The organism is Streptomyces odontotermitis, assembly GCF_050510915.1.
Lineage (GTDB): Bacteria > Actinomycetota > Actinomycetes > Streptomycetales > Streptomycetaceae > Streptomyces.
In genome coordinates this window covers 754,552-773,115 of record NZ_JBNJLS010000001.1, presented here as the reverse complement: position 1 = coordinate 773,115, position 18,564 = coordinate 754,552, and the positions used below count along the sequence as shown (strand labels likewise).

General features: G+C 72.6%; 19 protein-coding genes. 9 read left to right on the top strand and 10 right to left on the bottom strand.

Translation table 11 applies throughout. The features are described 5' to 3' along the window. Positions 1-4 precede the first annotated feature (4 nt). From ACQB60_RS03585 to ACQB60_RS03575, 3 genes are all read right to left on the bottom strand, one after another. Entirely contained in the window at positions 5-400 is a 396-nt protein-coding gene (locus ACQB60_RS03585; RefSeq protein WP_496924310.1) for a hypothetical protein, read from the bottom strand. A gap of 204 nt (positions 401-604) precedes the next feature. Continuing rightward, entirely contained in the window at positions 605-919 is a 315-nt protein-coding gene (locus tag ACQB60_RS03580; RefSeq protein ID WP_496924309.1) for a hypothetical protein, read from the bottom strand. 89 nt (positions 920-1,008) lie between these two features. Then, positions 1,009-1,386: a DUF8825 domain-containing protein gene (locus tag ACQB60_RS03575; RefSeq protein WP_496924308.1), complete on the bottom strand. Its 378-nt coding sequence runs from the start codon at positions 1,384-1,386 to the stop codon at positions 1,009-1,011. A 168-nt stretch (positions 1,387-1,554) separates the two neighbouring features. Between ACQB60_RS03575 and ACQB60_RS03570 the strand changes: the two genes are divergently transcribed. The 5 genes from ACQB60_RS03570 to ACQB60_RS03550 all read left to right on the top strand — a co-directional run bounded on the left by ACQB60_RS03570 (position 1,555) and on the right by ACQB60_RS03550 (position 5,633). Further along, on the top strand, positions 1,555-2,547 hold the full coding sequence (locus ACQB60_RS03570; protein WP_496924307.1) for a GlxA family transcriptional regulator: 993 nt from the start codon (positions 1,555-1,557) through the stop codon (positions 2,545-2,547). 103 nt (positions 2,548-2,650) lie between these two features. Next, entirely contained in the window at positions 2,651-3,277 is a 627-nt protein-coding gene (locus tag ACQB60_RS03565; RefSeq protein ID WP_496924306.1) for an isochorismatase family protein, read from the top strand. 114 nt (positions 3,278-3,391) lie between these two features. Further along, entirely contained in the window at positions 3,392-3,748 is a 357-nt protein-coding gene (locus ACQB60_RS03560; protein WP_496924305.1) for a YciI family protein, read from the top strand. Between the two features lie 195 nt (positions 3,749-3,943). Continuing rightward, positions 3,944-5,215 (top strand): RNA polymerase sigma factor, encoded by a 1,272-nt coding sequence (locus ACQB60_RS03555; RefSeq protein WP_496924304.1) that lies wholly within the window; start codon positions 3,944-3,946, stop codon positions 5,213-5,215. 187 nt (positions 5,216-5,402) lie between these two features. Next, positions 5,403-5,633: a DUF2277 domain-containing protein gene (locus ACQB60_RS03550; protein WP_496924303.1), complete on the top strand. Its 231-nt coding sequence runs from the start codon at positions 5,403-5,405 to the stop codon at positions 5,631-5,633. 31 nt (positions 5,634-5,664) lie between these two features. Here the strand turns inward: ACQB60_RS03550 and ACQB60_RS03545 are convergent, their stop codons facing one another. Next, entirely contained in the window at positions 5,665-6,279 is a 615-nt protein-coding gene (locus tag ACQB60_RS03545) for a DedA family protein (protein ID WP_496924302.1), read from the bottom strand. 258 nt (positions 6,280-6,537) lie between these two features. On the opposite strand from ACQB60_RS03545, the gene ACQB60_RS03540 reads away from it, so the two are divergent. Further along, a complete protein-coding gene (locus tag ACQB60_RS03540; RefSeq protein WP_496924301.1) occupies positions 6,538-7,098 on the top strand; it encodes a superoxide dismutase family protein in 561 nt (186 codons plus the stop codon). Between the two features lie 132 nt (positions 7,099-7,230). Here ACQB60_RS03540 and ACQB60_RS03535 read toward each other — a convergent pair whose 3' ends face one another. From ACQB60_RS03535 to ACQB60_RS03520, 4 genes are all read right to left on the bottom strand, one after another. Further along, positions 7,231-7,680 (bottom strand): DoxX family protein, encoded by a 450-nt coding sequence (locus tag ACQB60_RS03535; protein WP_496924300.1) that lies wholly within the window; start codon positions 7,678-7,680, stop codon positions 7,231-7,233. Positions 7,681-7,741: 61 nt separating this feature from the next. Further along, positions 7,742-9,745: an FAD/NAD(P)-binding protein gene (locus tag ACQB60_RS03530; protein ID WP_496924299.1), complete on the bottom strand. Its 2,004-nt coding sequence runs from the start codon at positions 9,743-9,745 to the stop codon at positions 7,742-7,744. Positions 9,746-9,862: 117 nt separating this feature from the next. Continuing rightward, positions 9,863-11,503, bottom strand: a complete 1,641-nt coding sequence (locus ACQB60_RS03525; RefSeq protein WP_496924298.1) for an alkaline phosphatase D family protein — start codon at positions 11,501-11,503, stop codon at positions 9,863-9,865. 94 nt (positions 11,504-11,597) lie between these two features. Next, complete coding sequence (locus ACQB60_RS03520; RefSeq protein ID WP_496924297.1) at positions 11,598-12,242, bottom strand: HNH endonuclease family protein; 645 nt, start codon at positions 12,240-12,242, stop codon at positions 11,598-11,600. A 600-nt stretch (positions 12,243-12,842) separates the two neighbouring features. On the opposite strand from ACQB60_RS03520, the gene ACQB60_RS03515 reads away from it, so the two are divergent. Both ACQB60_RS03515 and ACQB60_RS03510 read left to right on the top strand, forming a co-directional pair. Then, on the top strand, positions 12,843-13,421 hold the full coding sequence (locus ACQB60_RS03515) for a TMEM165/GDT1 family protein (protein WP_496924296.1): 579 nt from the start codon (positions 12,843-12,845) through the stop codon (positions 13,419-13,421). A gap of 499 nt (positions 13,422-13,920) precedes the next feature. Continuing rightward, complete coding sequence (locus tag ACQB60_RS03510) at positions 13,921-14,580, top strand: HAD-IA family hydrolase (protein WP_496924295.1); 660 nt, start codon at positions 13,921-13,923, stop codon at positions 14,578-14,580. Between the two features lie 39 nt (positions 14,581-14,619). On the opposite strand, the gene ACQB60_RS03505 is transcribed toward ACQB60_RS03510, so the two are convergent. Beyond that, entirely contained in the window at positions 14,620-15,648 is a 1,029-nt protein-coding gene (locus ACQB60_RS03505) for a peptidoglycan-binding domain-containing protein (RefSeq protein WP_496924294.1), read from the bottom strand. Positions 15,649-15,844: 196 nt separating this feature from the next. On the opposite strand from ACQB60_RS03505, the gene ACQB60_RS03500 reads away from it, so the two are divergent. Next, the gene (locus ACQB60_RS03500) at positions 15,845-17,983 is read left to right on the top strand and encodes an MFS transporter (RefSeq protein WP_496924293.1); all 2,139 of its coding nucleotides are present in this window, start codon (positions 15,845-15,847) and stop codon (positions 17,981-17,983) included. Between the two features lie 27 nt (positions 17,984-18,010). On the opposite strand, the gene ACQB60_RS03495 is transcribed toward ACQB60_RS03500, so the two are convergent. After that, positions 18,011-18,538, bottom strand: a complete 528-nt coding sequence (locus ACQB60_RS03495) for a GNAT family N-acetyltransferase (protein WP_496924769.1) — start codon at positions 18,536-18,538, stop codon at positions 18,011-18,013. Between the last annotated feature and the right edge of the window lie 26 nt (positions 18,539-18,564).

Genomic DNA, 18,564 nt, shown 5'->3' with positions numbered 1-18,564 from the left:
TGGATCAGCCCGGCTCGCAGCCCATGGTCTCGTGGCTGACGCCGTCGAGCTTTCCGGCCCACTCCCAGTCCTCGGAGTAGTCGTCCGTGCGGATCTCCCGGTAGAGGCAGCCGGAGCCCGAGCTGTAACTGATCGCGTAGACCGTGCCGTTGTAGCGGGACTCGAAGGAGTGGGCGTTGCGCTGGGTGCCGTTCTCCGCCTCGGCGTAGCCCGGCGGGCCGTAACACCACGCCTGGCCCATCATGCCGGGTTGCGTCCAGAAGCAGACGCGGCCGGGCGGGGTGGCTACGGAGTGTGCTCGTGACGTGGAGGTGTCCGGCGTCGCTGCGGCCGTTTGGGCGAAGGTCGTGAGGGCCGCTGCCAGGACGGCGGCAGGGGCGAGGAGGGCGCGGTGGCGCATGTGAGTGGCTCCCCAAGTGCGGTGATTACGTTGGGTGATTGCGTTGCGTGTTCAGCAATACCCCAGCCGTCGCCGCGCGCAGTCATCGCGCCACTCGTACCGGTGACTAGTCGTATCGCGGGAGCCGCATCAGTTACGTGGGGTCACATCCGTCACGTACGGAGGGGCGCGTCCGGAGCCTACGGGGAGCCGCGCCCGTCACGGTCAGGAGCGGCGTGTGCGGTGGGTGCGGCGGTACCTGCGGTCCCAGCGCTCCATGCGGTCGCGGCGGACGCGGTACGCGTGGTAGTTCGGGGCGGTGAAGCCGCCGCCGCCACCGCCGCCACCGCCGGAGCCTCCCGCGCCCCCGCCCCCGCCCGCGGCACCGGAGCCGGAACTCCCGGATCCGGAGCCGGGCTTGAGCTCGTCCCGGTACTTGACCATGAAGTAGAGGAGTGCCGCCGCGGCCAGCCAGAGCAGATGGTTGGCGAAGCCGAAGCCGATCAGCAGCACGAGCAGAGCGGTGAGCAGAACAGTCATGTCGTGATTACCTCCGCGGGCTCACAGGGCTGGAGTTCCTGGAATCGCGGGGAGCCGTACGGCGAGTCAACGCCCGCCGTAGCCGCCTGTCAACGGCTTTCGTCGGCGCCGGAGCCGGGCGGGGGCGGAGTGGCGTGGGCGTGCTTGAGTTGCGCGCGTGCCGTGACCGCGTCGGGCCCCGACAGCTCTTTCCAGAAGCGGTGACAGCTGACGAAGACGGCCAACTCTCGCTCCCTGTCGCGGAGTTTCTCGACCTCGGCCTGCTCGTCCGGGGTCCAGCCGGGGGACGCGGGGCGCTCCACCTTGCGCCAGCCGCCGTCGTCGCTGAAGCCGTCGAGGGGCTCGACGGACCAGGGGAGGCGCTTCAGGAGGGCGATCAGCTCGGACCTGACCTGGTGCAGTTCCTCCTGTCCGGCGAGGAGGTCGCTGGGGAACTCGTACGCGGAAGACGACGGTGATGCAGCCACGCGGGAATGCTACTCCTGTTCGAATTCGAGAGGCGAGCGAAGCCGGTGGAGTGTCTTGATCCGGTCCGGGGAGTGCGGAAGCGGAGGGCGGGCGAGGGTGTCCGGATGTCTGGATGTGACAGGGAATCGTCATTGCGGCCATGAGGGCGGAGCGGTGAGCATGAGGACATGCCCCTTCCGCACCGAGTCGTCATCGCGGTCTTCCCCGACGTCGACCTCCTCGACGTCACCGGCCCGGCCGAGGTCTTCGCCCTGGCCAACCGGGAGACCGGCGGCCGCGCCGGGTACGAGGTGCGCCTCGCCGGTCCGGCCGCGGGCCCGGTGCGGACCTCGGCCGGGGTCCGGCTGCTCGCGGACCTCGCCTTCGACGACGTGGGCGGGCAGGTGGACACCCTGCTCGTGCCGGGCGCCGTCGACATGGCCGAGGCGGGGCCCGTGGCCCGTATCGACGCGGACGTCGTGGCCTGGGTGAAGGCGACCGCGCCGCACGCCCGGCGGGTGGCGTCCGTCTGTGTGGGCGCCCATGTGCTGGCCGCGGCGGGCCTGTTGGACGGGAAGACGGCGACGACCCACTGGTCGACCGCGAGCCAGCTCGCCGCCGACCACCCGGACGTCACGGTCGACCCGGACCCGATCTTCGTCAGGACCGACCGGGGCCGCCTGTGGACCGGAGCCGGGATCAGCGCCTGTCTGGATCTCGCCCTCGCCCTGGTCGCCGAGGACCAGGGCGAGCAGACGGCGCTCGCGGTGGCCCGGCAGCTGGTGATGTACCTCAAGCGGCAGGGCGGCCAGAGCCAGTTCTCGGTGCCGCTGCGCCGCTCGGCCACCGCGCGCCGGGACATCGACGAGCTCCGGCTGTGGATCGCCGACCACCTCGACCACGACCTGTCCGCGGCGGCCCTGGCCGAGCGGATGTGTCTGAGCGAGCGGCACTTCGCCCGGGTCTTCACCCAGGAGACGGGCAGCAGCCCCGCGGTCTACGTCGAGGCCGCGCGCATCGAGGTCGCCCGGCGCCTCCTCGAGACCACCGACCAGCCGCTCGACCGGATCGCGGCCGCGGCCGGGCTCGGCTCGGTCGAGACGCTGCACCGGGCGTTCCGGCGGCAGCTCGCGACGACGCCGGTGGCCTACCGGCGCCGCTTCCGCACGCAGATCGCCTGACCGCGCCACTCACCACTCGCCACTCACCACGTACCTCTCTCACCTTCCTGAGGCTGGCTCCGCCATGCCCGAAACCGCTGTATCACCTGTGAAAGGACCCCCGATGAGCAGCAACACCACCCCGTCCAAGACCCTCCGCGACGTCGTCGGCCTCGACAGCACGCCGCCCCGCCTGAGCGAGTCCGTCCTGGTCCTGATCGACTTCCAGAACACCTACCGCGAGGGCGTCATGGCCCTGGAGGGGGCCGACGAGGCGCTCGCCGCCGGGGCCCTGCTGCTGGAGCGCGCCCGGGCCGCCGGCACCCCGGTCGTCCACGTCGTCAACGACGGCGGCGAGGGCACCCCGTACGACATCCGCGCCCACATCGGCGCGATCAGCGACGAGGTCGCCCCGGTCGACGGCGAGACCGTCGTGGTGAAGCAGTTCCCGAACTCCTTCCACGCCACCGAGCTCGAAAAGACCCTGACCGGCCTGGGTTTCGGCCCGGGCAGCGGCAAGGACCTCGTCCTGGCCGGGTTCATGACGCACATGTGCGTGGCCTTCACCGCCCAGGGCGCCTTCAACCTCGGCTACCGGCCCACCGTCGTCGCCGAGGCCACCGCGACGCGCGCCCTGCCGGGACCGGACGGCTCGGTGGTGCCCGCGGCCGCGCTGCACGCCGCCGCGCTGACGACGGTCGGGGACCTGTTCGGCGTGGTCGTGCCGACGGTCGACGGCGTGCCGGCCTGAGCCGGAAAACTTTTTCAAGATTCTTCGGGGAAGGTGTCGATCCGGCGCGGCGCCGTTCGACGCAGGAGTGAGAGGCGGAAGAGTCCGCCGCACCACTCAGACCGAGGAGTCACCATGCCGCGCTTCCTGACCATGATCCGTATCGACGAGCAGAACCCCCCGGCCGAGGGCTCGGGGTGCGACTTCGACGAGCGCATGGGCCAGCTCTACGAAGAGATCACCAAGGCCGGGGTCATGCTCGACACGGCCGGGCTCAAGCCGACCGCCGAGGGCACCCGGGTCACCTGGGACGGTGGCCAACTCGGCTACACCGACGGGCCGTTCACCGAGACCAAGGAGGTCGTGGGCGGCTACTCCATCATCCAGGCCAAGGACAAGGCCGAGGCCCTGGAGTGGACGAAGCGGTTCCTGGAGATCCACCCCAAGGAGTGGACCGTCTCGGCCGAGATCCGCGAGATCGAGGAGATGTGAGCGGGGACGGAGAGACGGGCGGAGACGGAACGGTGAGTCGACCGCCGACTCCGTTCGTCTGACCGCTGACCGCTGACCGCTGACCGCTGACCGCTGACCGCTGACCGCTGACCGCTGACCGCTGACCGCTGACCGCTGACCGCTGACCGGCCGACCGGTCGCGCTTGCCCGTCCTCTCGATGGCTGCTCTGATGGGTGCCCGTGACGGCAGGAAGTGCGACCGGACCGGTCCGGACGACGGTCGAGGCGGTCTTCAGGATCGAGTCGGCGCGGATCATCGCGGGCGTCGCCCACATCGTGCGCGACGTGGGCATCGCCGAGGAACTCGCGCAGGACGCCCTGGTCGCCGCGCTCGAACAGTGGCCCGCGGCGGGGGTGCCGGACCGGCCCGGCGCGTGGCTCATGACCACGGCGAAGCGGCGCGCCATCGATCTCGTACGCCGCAAGGAGACGTACGCGCGCAAGCTGGCGGAGGTCGGCCGGACCCTGGAGGACGTGCCGCCGCCCGACCTCGCCGACGCCGACGACATCGACGACGACCTGCTCCGGCTGATCTTCACCGCGTGCCACCCGGTCCTGTCGACGCAGGCCCAAGTCGCCCTCACACTGCGCCTGTTGGGCGGACTGTCGACGACGGAGATCGCGCGCGCGTTCCTGGTCTCCGAGGCGACGGTGGCCAAGCGTGTCGTACGGGCCAAGCGGTCCCTCGCGCGGGCGCAGGTGCCCTTCGAGGTGCCGGCCGCCGCCGAGCGGCCCGCGCGTCTGGCGTCCGTCCTCGACGTCATCTACCTGATCTTCAACGAGGGTTACGCCGCGACGGCGGGCGACGACCTGCTGCGCCCCGCCCTGTGCGAGGACGCGCTCCGGCTCGCCCGGGTGCTCGCCGGGCTCATGCCCGAGGAGCCCGAAGTGCACGCGCTGGCCGGTCTGTTGGAGTTCCAGGCGTCCCGCTTCACGGCCCGCACGGGGCCCGAAGGGGAGCCCGTGCTGCTCGCTCAGCAGAACCGGGCCAAGTGGAACCGCATGCTGATCCGCCGCGGCTTCGCCGCCCTGGAGCGCGCCGGGATCGGCCCGGACATGGGCCCGTACGCCCTCCAGGCCGCGATCGCCGCGTGCCACGCTCAGGCGGTCCGTTACGAGGACACGGACTGGACGTCGATCGCCGCCCTCTACGGCCGCCTCGTCACCCTCACCCCGTCCCCGGTGGTGGAGCTGAACCGCGCGGTCGCCGTCTCCATGGCCCACGGCCCGGCGGCGGCCCTGCCCCTCGTGGACGCCCTCGCGGCCGAACCGGCCCTGAAGGACTACCACTTGCTGCCGAGCGTACGAGGGGACCTGCTGGAGCGGCTCGGGCGCACGGAGGAGGCGCGGGCGGAGTTCGAACGGGCGGCGTCGCTGACGCGGAACGAGAGGGAGCGGGAGCTCTTGCTGGGGCGGGCGAAGAGGGTCGGGCAAGGACTGGGCTGATCCCTCCGGGAGCCCGGCACGCTCCGAGCCGCCGTCACCAGAAGTCGCTCCGAGCCGCCGATCATCAGAAGTCGCTACGAGCAGCCGATCACCAGAAGCCTCGTGCCCCGACACTGTGCGATCGCGCAGAGTCGGGAAGAAGGGCGGTATGCCGACGGCGGGGCGCCGGGCGAGGCAAGCTGGAGGCATGTGCCGCAGCATCAAGACACTCCGCCCGCCCGTGCTCCCCGAAGAGGCCACCGAGGAGGAGATCCGCGCCGCCGCGCTCCAGTACGTGCGCAAGGTGTCCGGCTTCCGCGCCCCGGCCGCCCACAACCGCGAGGTCTTCGACCGCGCGGTCGACGCGGTGGCGGAGGCGACGGCGGACCTGCTCGCCCACCTGGAGGTGCGGGGCGCCGCGAGCCGCTCCGCGAGTTAGTCGGTGGGCCGGGCGCCGTGTGCCCGGAAGGTCACGTCGCCGGGGCCGGGCGGCGCATCATGAAGGCCGCCGCCGCGCCCGCCCCGAACAGCGCGAGCACCGAGACGCCCGTCGCCAGCCAGGTCGCGCCGAGCCACTGGCCGCCGAAGTAGCCGAGGCCGACGCTGTAGAGGGCCCAGGCCACGCCGGCCAGGGCCGACCAGGGCAGGAACTCGCGCACCGTGCGGTGTGCCGCGCCCGCGCCCAGGGAGACGACCGAGCGGCCCGCCGGGGCGAAGCGGGCGAGGATCACGAGGGCGCCGCCGCCCCGCTGGAGCGCCGCGCCGAGCCGTTCCTGCGCGCTCGTGAGGCGGCGGGAGCGGGCGATGGCACGGTCGAAGCGTTCGCCGCCGCGCCAGGCGAGCCGGTAGGCGACGAGGTCGCCGAGGACCGAGGCGGTGGCCGCGCACAGCGTGAGGACCAGCATGTCGGGGACGTCGCGCGGGACGTGTCCCGAGTTGGTCCCGGCGGCCGCCGCCGCGGTGGCCGCCGTGATGACGAGCACGCCGCTGGGCAGCACGGGGACGAAGACGTCGCAGAGCACGGAGACGACGACCACGACATAGATCCATGGGCTGCCGGTCAACGCACCCAAGCTCTCAAGCACCGAACAAACTCCCCATGTCCCCGTTTCCCCCTTGCACCCCCATCATCGGCCCTGGTGCCACGGTGACTGCTGGGGCGGCCGGGGCTGACGACAGCTGTACAGCGTACGCCGAGCCCTCGGGCGGAGATCCGCTGGGGGCTCAGATGTTCGCTACATCACGTTCACCCACCTGCCGTCCCCCGCGGAGCGGGCGCCCTCCACGTCCCGTACCAACGAAGCAGGACACGACAAGGGGGCGAGGCGAAGGAGAGCAGGGACATGGTGGCAGGAATGCTGGCCGGCGCGGTGGCGGCGGCGGTGCTCGCGGCGGGCGGCGGCGCGAGTCCGGGCGCCGCGGACTGTTACTGGGTGCGGGCCTCGGCGCAGTTCGCGCCGCCGACGGCGCTGATCCCGTCGCCCGCGATCACGTACGACATGAAGCTGGTCCCCGCGGCGGCGTGGATCCGGGTCGAGCAGCGCAGCGACGAGCGCGGCACGACGGTCGGGCTGCGGGTCACGGGCCTGAAGGCGGGCCACAAGTACGGCGTGCACGTCCACCAGAAGCCCTGCGGCGCCGACCCGGCGGCGGCCGGCGGCCACTACCAGCACCGCCCCGACCCGGTGCAGCCCTCCGAGAACCCGGCCTACCGCAACCCCGACAACGAGGTGTGGCTCGACTTCACGGCACGGGCGGACGGCTCGGGCCGGGCGAGCGCCCACCACCGCTGGGGACTGCGTCCGGGCGGGGCCCAGTCCGTGGTGCTCCACCGCGAGCAGGGCGGTGCGGGCGACCGGGTGGCCTGCTTCACCGTGCCCTTCGGCTCACCGCCCTTCCCGTAGAGCCCGCTCTCGCAGAGCCGGGGGACACAGAGCCGGGGGACACAGAGCCGGCGGACACAGAGCCGGCGGACACAGAACGGCGCCCCTTCCCTCGTACGAAGGGAAGGGGCGCCGTCGTGGGGCAGGGTGCCGTCAGGCGGCGATCGGCGTGCGGTCCGAGGCCGACTCCTGGCCGTCCGCGCCGCGCGCGGCGAAGAGCCGGTCGAGGCCGAGCGCGCCCGAGCCGGTGAAGACGAAGAGCAGCATGGCCCAGCAGAAGATCGCCGATGCCTCGCCACCGTTCTGCAGGGGCCACAGGGCCTCTGGCTGGTGGACCTTGAAGTAGGCGTAGGCCATCGAGCCGGACGAGATGAACGCCGCGGCGCGGGTGCCGAGGCCGAGCATCACCAGGCCGCCGCCGACGAGCTGGATCACGGCCGCGTACCAGCTGGGCCAGGCGCCGACCTCGGGGGCCTTGCCGCCCATCGGGCCGCCGAGCACGTCAAAGAGCGTGCTCGCGCCGTGGCAGGCGAAGAGCAGGCCGATGACTATGCGGAACAGGCCGAGGGCGTAGGGCTGGGCGCTGTTGAGCCGTCCAGTCATGGTGGGGACTCCTTCGGTTTTGGGGACGGGTAACCGAGCGGAGGCCCTAGGTTAGGCGCACCTAATCAATGCTTGCAAGTTCAACATCTGGCCATCCCGGGCATTCCGCTTCCCGGTTCTGGCAGCTACCGGCCAGTCCCACTTGCGCCTGCGCCACCGTCCGCAGTACCGCTCGTGCCACCGCGTCCGCGTCCGACAGGGTCACCGAGTCGACCCCGGGCCTGGCCCCGGCGGCGGTCACCCAGTGCACCCCCTCGGTCGGCACCCCGAAGGCGAACCGCCGTGCGTGGGCGCGCCCTTGGCGGTCCAGGAGGCGGTACGGGCGGGGCGTCACATCCAATCCTCCGGTTTCGTACCCGTCGACCACATGCGGGCGGCACTGTCCGGTCTTCAGGAGCCGCCCGAGCAGCTCGTCCCGGGTGCGCCGGAGGTCCGGCTCGGGGAGCCGCGCCTCGATCAGCGTGCTCACCCGCACCCCGGAGCCCGCGACGTCGGGGGAGTGCGCGTGGAACGCCCCGTCCCCGGCCCGCACCTCGAGGCGCGGACCGAGCACGTCGAGGACGCCCGCCTCGATCAGGGCCGTCATCTCCTCGACGCGGCGGCGGGGCGGCCCGATCGACAGGAAGGCGTTGAGCGGGGTGTACCAGCGGTCGAGGTGTTCGCGCCGGGAGGCCCCGGTCAGGCCGCCGTGGTCGACGATGAGCCGCAGCTCGTTGCGGAGGTCGCGGAGCACGTCGAGGGCGGCCTTGCGGGGGCCCGCGACGTTGCCGAGCGCGGCCTGCGCGGCGTCCTCGCGCAGATGGGCGAGGAGCCAGGCCCGGTGCTCGCCCGGGGAGCCGAAGGCGCGGTCCGCGTGCGGCCTCGACAGCCGGTCCCAGGACCAGCGCTCGCTCTCGTCCACCCCGAACTCGTCGAGGATCAGGGCTTCTTGGGGGCTGCGGTGCCCGGTGGCCAGGAACCGCTCGCGGAAGGCGGCACCGCCGCGCTCGCCGAGGAGCGCCGCGTAGTAGACCGTCTCCACTTCCTTGGCGACCAGCGGCCATATCTCCGCGAGGAAGTCCGGGGCGTCCCCGCTGTCGGCGCGCTTGCGGAAGCGGGCTATGACGTCGCCGGTGAGCACCGCGGGCCGGTGCCGCCCGTAGGGGCCCTTCTCGTTGTCGCCGCGCGCCTGGTACGGGATGCCGCGCCGCGAACCGGCGTACAGGCGCGGCTCGTTGCCCGAGACCAGATACCGGAGGCGGCCGTCGGCCCCCCGCTCGTACCGCCCGCCGCGCCCCTCGGTCAGCAGCGTCATGTGGTCGAAGAAGTTGAGGCCGAGCCCGCGCAGCAGCACCGGCTCGCCGGGGGCAAGCGGCGACAGGTCCAGGTCGGCCGGGTTGGCGGGCGCGAAGTGGCGCAGGCCGTGGCGGGCGGCGTGCTCGGCGAGCCGCTCCTGCCCCCGGCCGGCGATCGCGGGCAGATGCCCCTGGGCGAGCACCACGGCGGCGAGCCCGGCCAGCTCCCGCCCGTCGTCGAGGACGAGAACCTGAAGCCCCCCGCCCCCGCCTTCCGGCTCCTGCGGCTCCTCCAGGTCCTCCAGCCGCACCGCACGGGCGGCGTGCACCTCGACGCGCACCGCGCCCGGGGCGGTGCGCAGCACTTCGGCGAAGACCCACTCCAGGTAGCGCCCGTAGCAGGCGCGGGTCGGGTAGTCGTCGGGCCCGAGCCCCGGCTCACGCCCGCCGCGCCCGTCGCCCGCCCCGCTCGCGGCCCACTCGTACAGACTCGGACCGGGCCGCACGGGCCCCGCGCAGTCGACGCTCTCGTCGGTGAAGAGGGTCACCTGGGAGGCGACCGTGTTCATCAGCAGCTCGGGCGGCTGTGCGGTCCGCCAGACGCGGCCGGGGCCCGGGGGTGCGGGGTCGACGACGTGGACGGTCAGGCGGGTGCCCGGGGCGAGGAGTTCGGCGGCCGAGGCGCACAGGCGCTCCAGGACGCTGGTGCCTCGGGGGCCCGCGCCGACGAGGGCGACGGCGAGCGGGGTGTCGTCCGCCGCGGACAGCTGAGGCTCGTTCACTGCGGACAAAACTGTGACTCCCGGGGCGTATGGGGCGCAGGAACCGGATGGTCCGCCTCATCATGCCGCCGAAGGGGCCGGAGTCGAACCCCGTAACGGACGATCCGCCTCCGGGTGTGGCGTGTGTCACTCCTCGGTGAGCGTGCTCTCCGCCACCGCTTCGAGGCGTGCGCCCCCGCTCCCCGCCGCGCGCGCCTGCTCCAGGCGCAGCCCCGCCGAACGCCCGCGCAGCGTCAGCGTCATGAGCTGGTTGCCGAACCAAGGCCCGCCCGTTCTGCGCCACTTGATGGGGATCCGGGGGGTGCGGCCGTGGCGGGCGAAGCGCCGCCCCAGCGCACGTCCCGCGCGGCTCCAGCCGAAGCGGAAGCCCAGCCGTATCGAGGCGTGGATGGAGTTGTGGACGGGCGAGCAGGTCAGCTGGAGCACCCGTGAGTCCGGCCCCGCGCCCGCCGTCCACTCCGGTTCGGCGACATACGCGTGGTGCACGTCCCCCGAGAGCACGCACACCGTGGCGGGGGCGTCCGGCCCCGAGCCCGCCTCGGCGACCAGCTCCGTCAGCGCGTCGAACGACGCCGGGAAGGCGGCCCAGTGCTCCAAGTCCGAGCGCCGGCGCAGGTCTTCACCGATCCGGGCCCAGCGCGCACCGCGCTCACCCCGGCACAGCGCGGCGTTCCACCCCTCCGCGTCATGGATGAGATGGGGCAGCAGCCAGGGCAGCGAGGACCCGATCAGGAGGTGATCGACGTCCCCGTCCAGGGCCTGCTCCCGCAGCCAGCGGGCCTCCTCCGGGTCGACCATCGCGCGCTGTCGCTCGTCCAGGACGCGGGCCGCCCGGGTGTCGACCATGAGCAGCCGCACCCGCCCGAAGTCCCGCCGGTAGCTCCACCGGACCGCGCCCGGCTCGGCGTCGGCCTTGGCGGCGAAGGCGCGCAGCGCGTCCGTGCCGTCAGGGGTGGCCCGCACGGCGGCGTACACCTCGTCCGCCTCCAGCTCGCCGGGCGGCAGGTTCCCCAGGTGCTGATGGACCCAGTACGACATCAGGCCGCCGAGCACCCGCTCACGCCACCAGGGCGTGGCCCGCATCTCGGCGAGCCAGGAGGCGCTGGTGTTCCAGTCGTCGATGACGTCGTGGTCGTCGAAGATCATGCAGCTGGGCACGGTGGAGAGCAGCCACCGGACCTCGGGATCGAGCCACGACTCGTAGTAGAGCCGGGTGTACTCCTCATAGTCGGCGACTTGATCCCCCGGCGGATCGTTCAGGCTCCGCCGGGCGGCGAGCCAGCGCCGCGTGGCCTTGGAGGTCTGATCGGCGTAGACCTGGTCACCGAGCAGCAGGAGCACATCGGGCCGCTCCGCCCCCGGGTCGGCGGCGAGCCGCGCGGCCAGCGTGTCCAGGGCGTCGGGCCCGACGGGGTCGTGCTCTCCCGAGGGCGGGGCGGCCCAGCGGCAGGACCCGAAGGTGACCCGGAGGGCGCGCTCGCCGTCGCCCGGGGTGCGGATGACGCTGGCCGGATAGGGCGAATCGGCGAGCGGCCACACCACGCTCTCGCCGAGCCGCACCTCATAGGCGGTCTCGCTCCCCGGCCGCAGCCCGCTCACCGGCACGAGCGCATAGTGGTGCCCGGCAACCTGAAAGGTGGCCGCGCTCCCCAGCACCCTTCCCCCGCCCCGCACTTCGGCGGTGCAGGGCCGGTCGGCCTCGACCCAGACGGTCGCCGCCGAACCGTCGACGTACCTCAGCAGTGGACCAAGGCGCAGCCGTGCCACGGTGATCACCCTCCTCCGTCGCCCCGTACGGTACGGAACGACGAAGGCGGGCGGGCCGGTTCCTCCCCATCGGAGGGTTCTTCCCGGCCGGAGGTCAGCAGCCGTCGAGGATGCCGGAGAGGGCCTTCTTCTCGGCCGGGTCGACGGTCAGGTCGTAGTGGTGCTTCACGTCCACCCACATCCGGGCGTACATGCAGTGGTACGAGGTGAGCGACGGCAGCCACTCGGCCGGGTCCTGGTCGCCCTTCCCCTGGTTGACGTTGTCGGTGACGGCGATCAGCTGCGGCCGGGTGAGGTCATTGGCGAACCCCTGCCGCTGCGCGGTCGTCCACGCGCTGGCCCCCGACTTCCACGCCTCGGAGAGCGGCACCACGTGGTCGATGTCGAGGTCGGAGGACTTGGTCCAGTCGGCCCCGTCGTAGGCGGAGTGCCACTTCCCGGAGACGGCCGCACAACTGCCGTCCTGCTGGACGTCGGTGCCGTCGCGCTTGAGGACGACCTCGCGGGTGTTGCACGCACCGGACTGCGTGATCCAGTGCGGGAACTTGTCGCGGCTGTAGCCGTCCGACGACCCCTCGGCCTTCTCGGTGAGCTGCCCGAGGTAGGTGCGGGCGGTGGCGGCGCTGACCGGGTCCGGGGGCGCGGCCTGGGCGGGGGATCCGGCGAGGAGGGTGGCGGCGGAGACGAGAACGGTGAGTGAGGCCGAGACGGTGAGTCGACGCGCGTAGACGCGGGACATGTGAACTCCCTTGATGTGGGGGGACGTTGGCCGGTGGGGCGTGGCCATGGTGGCGCTGTGGGGTTTCCTGCAGGTGTGCGCCAGGTGACAGGGTCGCGTCAATGGGGCGGGGAGTTCAAGGGGTCTGGCGGGGTGTCATGCCGGGGAAGAGAGTGGGGAGTTGGCGTAACGGACTGGCGCGGCGTCACTTTCGGGGGCGCGCCGGCGCTGCTGTAGGTGCTGGGCGGCGCGACCTTCGGGGCGGGCCGGTGCCGTCTTCGGTGCTTGTGCGCCGGTGTCATGGAGGGGGGCGTGTGGCCCGCGTCACTCGCCTCCCGGGGCGAAAGGCCCTGGTGGGGGCTGTCCGGAAGTCACGTACGATGGATGGCGCAGAAGGGGAGTAGCTCTTCGCCGGACCGTCGACATACTGCTCGGCCATCACTGGATGGCTGGGCCGGCGCCCGGAGGCGGGTCCCACGGGGACCGGCCAGCGAGACCTTCGGCAAGCAGTGCCTGGCGTACACGCGTGTGTGTACGCCGTCCGTGCGCTGCCATGCCGAGGTGTCGTACGTGACGGAGCGCGCACTCTCGGTGGGGCAGTCCCGACCGATTGAGGAACCCTTGATCAGCATCAGCGTGATGGCGCTCGTCTTCGGCGTCGTCTTCCTTGCCGAACTCCCCGACAAGACGGCCCTGGCCGGGCTCGTCCTCGGCACGCGCTACCGCGCCTCGTACGTGTTCGTGGGGGTGGCGGCGGCGTTCGTGGTCCATGTTGTGCTCGCCGTGGCGGCGGGCAGCGTCCTGACCCTCCTCCCGCAGCAGCTGCTGCACGCCCTCACCGGTGTGCTCTTCCTCGGCGGGGCGGCGATGCTGCTGCTCAAGGGCGGCGAGGACGAGGAGGAGGTCCGCGAGCCGAAGGACCAGAGCTTCTGGAAGGTGTCCGGGGCGGGGTTCATGCTGATCCTGGTCGCGGAGTTCGGCGATCTGACGCAGATCATGACGGCGAACCTGGCGGCCCGGTACGACGATCCGCTGTCCGTGGGGCTGGGGGCCGTGCTGGCGCTGTGGGCTGTGGCGGGGCTCGGGATCGTGGGCGGCAAGGCGCTGATGAAGCGGGTGCCGTTGGCTTTGATCACGAAGGTGGCGGCGTTGCTGATGCTGGGGCTGGGTGTGTGGAGCCTCTGGGAGGCGATTGCGTAAGGGGGTGCGGGTGGTCCCTGCCGGGGGCTTTTTCCCCAACCCCGCCCCTTCCCGATACGGCGACTCCGTCGCCCCTGGGGCACCCCCTGGGGGCTGCGCCCCCAGACCCCCCATCGGCCTGAACGGCCTCGTCCTCAAACGCCGGACGGGCTGAAAGACACCCCCCAGCAAGGTGGGACGGCCTGCAGGCGGGCGACGGCGGGAGGGGTGGGGACGCGGCGGTATGTCCGCCCGCAGTACAGCAACCCGCCCAAGGCAGTACTCGTGTACTCGTTCGGCGCCCGAGGCGTTTCGAGGACGGACATACCGCCGCGTCCCCACCCCGCCCCACCACCCACCAGCACCCGCCCACCCACCGGCCGCCCCCACCCCGCGGCAGGGGGTGGTTGGCCAACACGCGGAACCGTTTTGTATCGTGGAGGAACAAAGTGGCTCCGCCCGTACTCCCTGACCGGCGGGCGGGGCCGCCTTGACTCCCCCTGCGCTCTGGAGAACGCCGATGACGGCCACCACTGTCCTGACCGCCCGCGCCCTCCTTCTCGACATGGACGGCACCCTCGTCAACTCCGACGCCGTCGTGGAACGCTGCTGGCACCGCTGGGCCGCACGCCACGACCTCGACCCCGTCGAGGTCCTGAAGGTCGTCCACGGCCGACAGGGCTACGCCTCCATGGTCGTGCTGCTCCCGGACCGCCCCATGGAAGAGAACTACGCCGAGAACCGGCAGATGCTCGCCGAGGAGACCGCCGACATGACCGGCGTCGTCCCCGTCCCCGGCGCCGCCGCCTTCATGGCCTCCCTCGAAGGCCGGGCCCACGCCCTCGTGACCTCCGCCGACGTCCCGCTCTCCACCGGCCGCATGGCCGCCGCCGGACTCGGCCTGCCCGACATCCGCATCACCGCCGAGAGCGTGGGCGCCAGCAAGCCCGACCCCGAAGGCTTCCTCAAGGGCGCCGCCGAACTGGGCGTCGCCCCCGAGGACTGCATCGTCTTCGAGGACTCGGAGGCGGGCATCGCCGCCGGGTTCGCGGCAGGGATGCGCGTCGTCGGTGTGGGCCCCCGCGCGGCGGCCTACCACCCCACCGTGCAGGTGCCCGACCTGACCCACGTACAGGTCCAGGCCCTCCCCGGCGGCGAGCTTCAGCTCACCATCGGCTGAGAGCGGCAGGCCCCTACTGGCCTACGGGCCCTACGGGCCCTACGGGTCCTTCGTCTCCGACTCCAGGCTCCGCCGCGTGGTCGGCCCGTACACACCCTTCTCGTCCGCGTCGATCCCCCGCGCCCACTGATAGCGGGCCACCGCATCCGCGACCTCCGCGTCGTAGCGCCCGTTCGCCGGACCCATGTACAGGTACAACTGGCCCAGGCGCTGCTGGAGTTCACGTACGTCCTTGCCGGAGTCGCCCGTGCGGAGCGTGCCCGCGGGCTCCGGCGGGCGGCGGGACGCGGGGGGCTCCACCGAACCCGTGGCCCGCGCCGTCGACGGAGGCGCGGTCGCGGAGGGCGTGAGCGGGGCCCTGGACGCGGACCGGGACGGGGACGCGCTCGCGCGGTGCGAGGCCGTGGCCGAGGGGGAGGACTTCGCCTTGGACGGGGTCGGGGCGGGGGACAGGCCGGAGTCGGTCCCCGGCCCCGACCTCGTCGCCGTGTCGGAGAGCGCGCGATCGTCGCGGGCCCCTCCGCCCGAGCCCGGCCCCGCCTCCGTATCGGAGGAGAACGGCCCCGTGGCGAAGACCGCGACGGCTGCCACCGCGGCCGCCGCTCCGGCCCCGGCGAACAGCGCGACGCGACGCCGTCGTGGTGGGCGGCCGGGTGCGAAGCCGTCTTCCGGGACCGGGTCCGTCACCGGATCCACAGGGTCCACCGGTTCCAGTGCCGTCGAAGCCGAAGCCGAAGCCGAAGCCGCAGGCATCAGCCCCGCCGACACCGGCGGGACCCGCACGGTCGAGGCCCCCGGATCCCCCGAGTCCGAGTCCGAGTCCGAGCCCGCGCCCGGTCCCAGCTCCGGCCCCGGCTCCGGGAGGGACACGTACGGGCGGATCCGCAGCGGATCGAAGTCCTCGGCGGCCGCCGCGGCCGCCGAGCGCGTGTCCCGCGCCGCCTCACCCGCCCGCTCGGCGCAGCCGCAGTCCGGTGCCGTGCCGAGTTCGCGTGCCGCGCCGCAGCGGGGGCATACGGGCCCGCCGCGGTCGCCGTGCCCGCCGTCCCGGACGTTCGCTCCGGTCACTGTGTGCATCCTCTCCCTCGTTGCGCGTGCGCTCCCCCCGGAGACTCCAGCGATTATGCAGACGCCCGCCGCCCCTTCCCAGGGCTCCCGCAGGATTCAACAGGCCATAACAGGACAACCGGACCAGGATGGGGTGTGAGAAGGGTCCCCAGGACTGCCTGGCCGGGAGTCCCGGCGGGAGCCTCAGGAGGTGCCGATGACGCAGGACGACGTGACGGGCGCACGACGGGACGACGTGGCGGGCGCGCGACAGGGCGACGTGGCGGGCGCGCGACAGGGCGATGCGGCGGGCGCGCGAAGGGGCGCACACGGCAGAGCCCCTTCGGAGCACGTCCAGGGCGGCGTCCTGGTCTCCATCGGGGCGCTGCTCCTCGGGATGCTGCTCGCGGCCCTCGACCAGACGATCGTGTCGACGGCGCTGCCGACGATCGTCAGCGATCTCGGTGGACTGGAGCACCTGTCCTGGGTCGTCACCGCGTACATGCTCGCCTCGACCGCCGCGACCCCGCTGTGGGGAAAGCTCGGCGACCAGTACGGGCGCAAGAAGCTCTTCCAGACCGCGATCGTGATCTTCCTGGTGGGCTCGGCGCTGTGCGGGATGGCGCAGAACATGCCGCAGCTGATCGGGTTCCGGGCGCTGCAGGGGCTCGGCGGCGGCGGGCTCATGGTCTTGTCCATGGCGATCGTCGGTGACCTGGTCCCGCCGCGCGAACGAGGCAAGTACCAGGGGCTGTTCGGCGCGGTCTTCGGGGCGACCAGTGTGCTCGGGCCGCTGCTCGGCGGGGTCTTCACCGAGCATCTGAGCTGGCGCTGGGTCTTCTACATCAACCTGCCCGTCGGCGTGATCGCCCTCGCCGTCATCGCCACCACCCTGCACATCCCGCGCCGCGACACCCGGCACACCATCGACTACCTGGGCACCTTCCTCATCGCCTCGGTCGCGACCTGTCTGGTCCTCGTCGCCTCGCTCGGCGGCACCACCTGGGCGTGGGGCTCGGCGCAGATCATCGGGCTCGCGGTGGCGGGCGTGGTGCTCGCCGTGGTGTTCGTGGCCGTGGAGCGGCGGGCCGCGGAGCCCGTACTGCCGCTGAAGCTGTTCCGGATCAGGACCTTCACGCTGTCGGCCGTCATCAGCTTCGTCGTGGGCTTCGCGATGTTCGGGGCGATGACCTATCTGCCGACGTTCCTGCAGGTGGTGCAGGGTGTGACGCCGACGATGTCGGGTGTGCACATGCTGCCGATGGTGGCCGGCATGCTCATCTCGACGACCGCGTCGGGGCAGATCGTCAGCCGCACCGGCCGCTGGAAGGTCTTCCCGATCGCCGGTACGGCGGTCACCACGCTCGGGCTGCTTCTGCTGCACCAGCTCGACGAGAACAGCAGCACCGCGGAGATGAGCGGCTACTTCTTCGTGTTCGGCTTCGGGCTCGGCCTGGTCATGCAGGTGCTCGTGCTCATCGTGCAGAACGCGGTCAGTTACGAGGACCTGGGCGTCGCCACGTCCGGCGCGACCTTCTTCCGCTCCATCGGCGCCTCCTTCGGCGTCGCGATCTTCGGCACGATCTTCGCCAACCGGCTGAGCACCAAGCTGACGTCGGCACTCTCCGGACAGCAGCTCCCGCCCGGTGTCAGCCCGGACTCGCTCAAGGCGGATCCGCGCGGCATCGCGGAGCTCCCGGCGGCGCTGCGCCCCGGCGTCCTGCACGCCTACGCCTCGTCGATCACGGACGTCTTCCTGTACGCGGCCCCGGTCGCCCTGCTCGCCTTCGCCCTCTCCTGGTTCCTGCGCGAGGACAAGCTGCGCGGCTCCGTCACGGCCCCCGACACCACCCAGACGCTGGCCAGCAACCCGGTGGAGCGCTCCTCGTACGACGAGGTGGCGCGGGCCCTCTCGGTGCTCGGCACGCGGGAGGGGCGCCGCGAGATCTACGAGCGGATCACCGAGCGGGCGGGCTACGACCTGCACCCGGCGGCGAGCTGGCTGCTGCTGCGGATCAGCCGGCACGGCTCGGTGGAGCCCGCGGTGCTCGCCGAGCGCAGCGTGGTGCCGCTCTCGGTGATCACCCAGGCGGCCCGGCAGGTCGAGGAGCGGCGCCTCGCGGTGCGCGAGGGGCTCGACCTGGTCCTGACGGAGGCGGGCCGGGGCGTCGCGGCCGAGCTGGCGAAGGCCCGCGAGGAGTCCCTGTCGGAGCTGCTCGGCGACTGGTGGGGCCCCGACCGGCCCACGGACCTGATGCAGCTCGTCGAGGAGCTCAGCGGCGAGCTGTGCGGCTCGGACAGCGAACGCCCGCGCCCCGACGGCTCACCGCCGTCACCCCGGGGCCTGGCGGCCTGAGCCGCGCCCGAAGAGGTACCGAGAGACTCAGGACTCCGTGAGCTCCTTGCGGTACCAGCGCTCGGCGTACTCCTCGTCGTTGTGCGGCTCGGTCCGTACGTAGCCGTTCCGCTCGTACAGCGACCACGCCTCCGCCAGGTCGCTGCGGGTGTCGAGGACCATCCGGCGGGCGCCGAGGCCCCGTGCCGCGTCCTCGGCGGCGGCCAGGAGGACGGGGCCGCCGCCCGTGCCGCGCGCCTCCTTCTGTACGAAGACGCGCTTCAGCTCGGCGGTCTCCGCGTCGATCAGGCGCACCCCGGCCATGCCGAGCGGCTCGTCCCCGTACCGGCCGAGCAGCAGCACCCCGGCGGGCGGCACCAGCGTCGCGCCGTCCTCCGCCGCGACGACCTCCCGCTCCAGCTCGTCGGGCGGGGTGTCCCGCCCCTCGTGGAGCCGGAACCAGCGGTCGCTGACCTCCGTGTAGTACGCCCGCCACAGGGCGAGGGCGACGGGGGAGTCGGACGGTTCCGGAGCCACGGTCCATACGGCGGCGGGCTGGTGCTGAACGCTGGTCATGCGGGTCATGCGGGTCATTCTCGGAC

Bases quoted from the DNA above. Each gene is read 5' to 3' on its own strand.
- ACQB60_RS03565 (WP_496924306.1), top strand. From the start codon at position 2,651: ATGAGCAGCAACACCACCCCGTCCAAGACCCTCCGCGACGTCGTCGGC.
- ACQB60_RS03585 (WP_496924310.1), bottom strand. From the start codon at position 400: ATGCGCCACCGCGCCCTCCTCGCCCCTGCCGCCGTCCTGGCAGCGGCC.
- ACQB60_RS03510 (WP_496924295.1), top strand. From the start codon at position 13,921: ATGACGGCCACCACTGTCCTGACCGCCCGCGCCCTCCTTCTCGACATG.
- ACQB60_RS03550 (WP_496924303.1), top strand. From the start codon at position 5,403: ATGTGCCGCAGCATCAAGACACTCCGCCCGCCCGTGCTCCCCGAAGAG.
- ACQB60_RS03500 (WP_496924293.1), top strand. From the start codon at position 15,845: ATGACGCAGGACGACGTGACGGGCGCACGACGGGACGACGTGGCGGGC.
- ACQB60_RS03560 (WP_496924305.1), top strand. From the start codon at position 3,392: ATGCCGCGCTTCCTGACCATGATCCGTATCGACGAGCAGAACCCCCCG.
- ACQB60_RS03520 (WP_496924297.1), bottom strand. From the start codon at position 12,242: ATGTCCCGCGTCTACGCGCGTCGACTCACCGTCTCGGCCTCACTCACC.
- ACQB60_RS03495 (WP_496924769.1), bottom strand. From the start codon at position 18,538: ATGACCAGCGTTCAGCACCAGCCCGCCGCCGTATGGACCGTGGCTCCG.
- ACQB60_RS03535 (WP_496924300.1), bottom strand. From the start codon at position 7,680: ATGACTGGACGGCTCAACAGCGCCCAGCCCTACGCCCTCGGCCTGTTC.
- ACQB60_RS03570 (WP_496924307.1), top strand. From the start codon at position 1,555: ATGCCCCTTCCGCACCGAGTCGTCATCGCGGTCTTCCCCGACGTCGAC.
- ACQB60_RS03580 (WP_496924309.1), bottom strand. From the start codon at position 919: ATGACTGTTCTGCTCACCGCTCTGCTCGTGCTGCTGATCGGCTTCGGC.
- ACQB60_RS03540 (WP_496924301.1), top strand. From the start codon at position 6,538: ATGGTGGCAGGAATGCTGGCCGGCGCGGTGGCGGCGGCGGTGCTCGCG.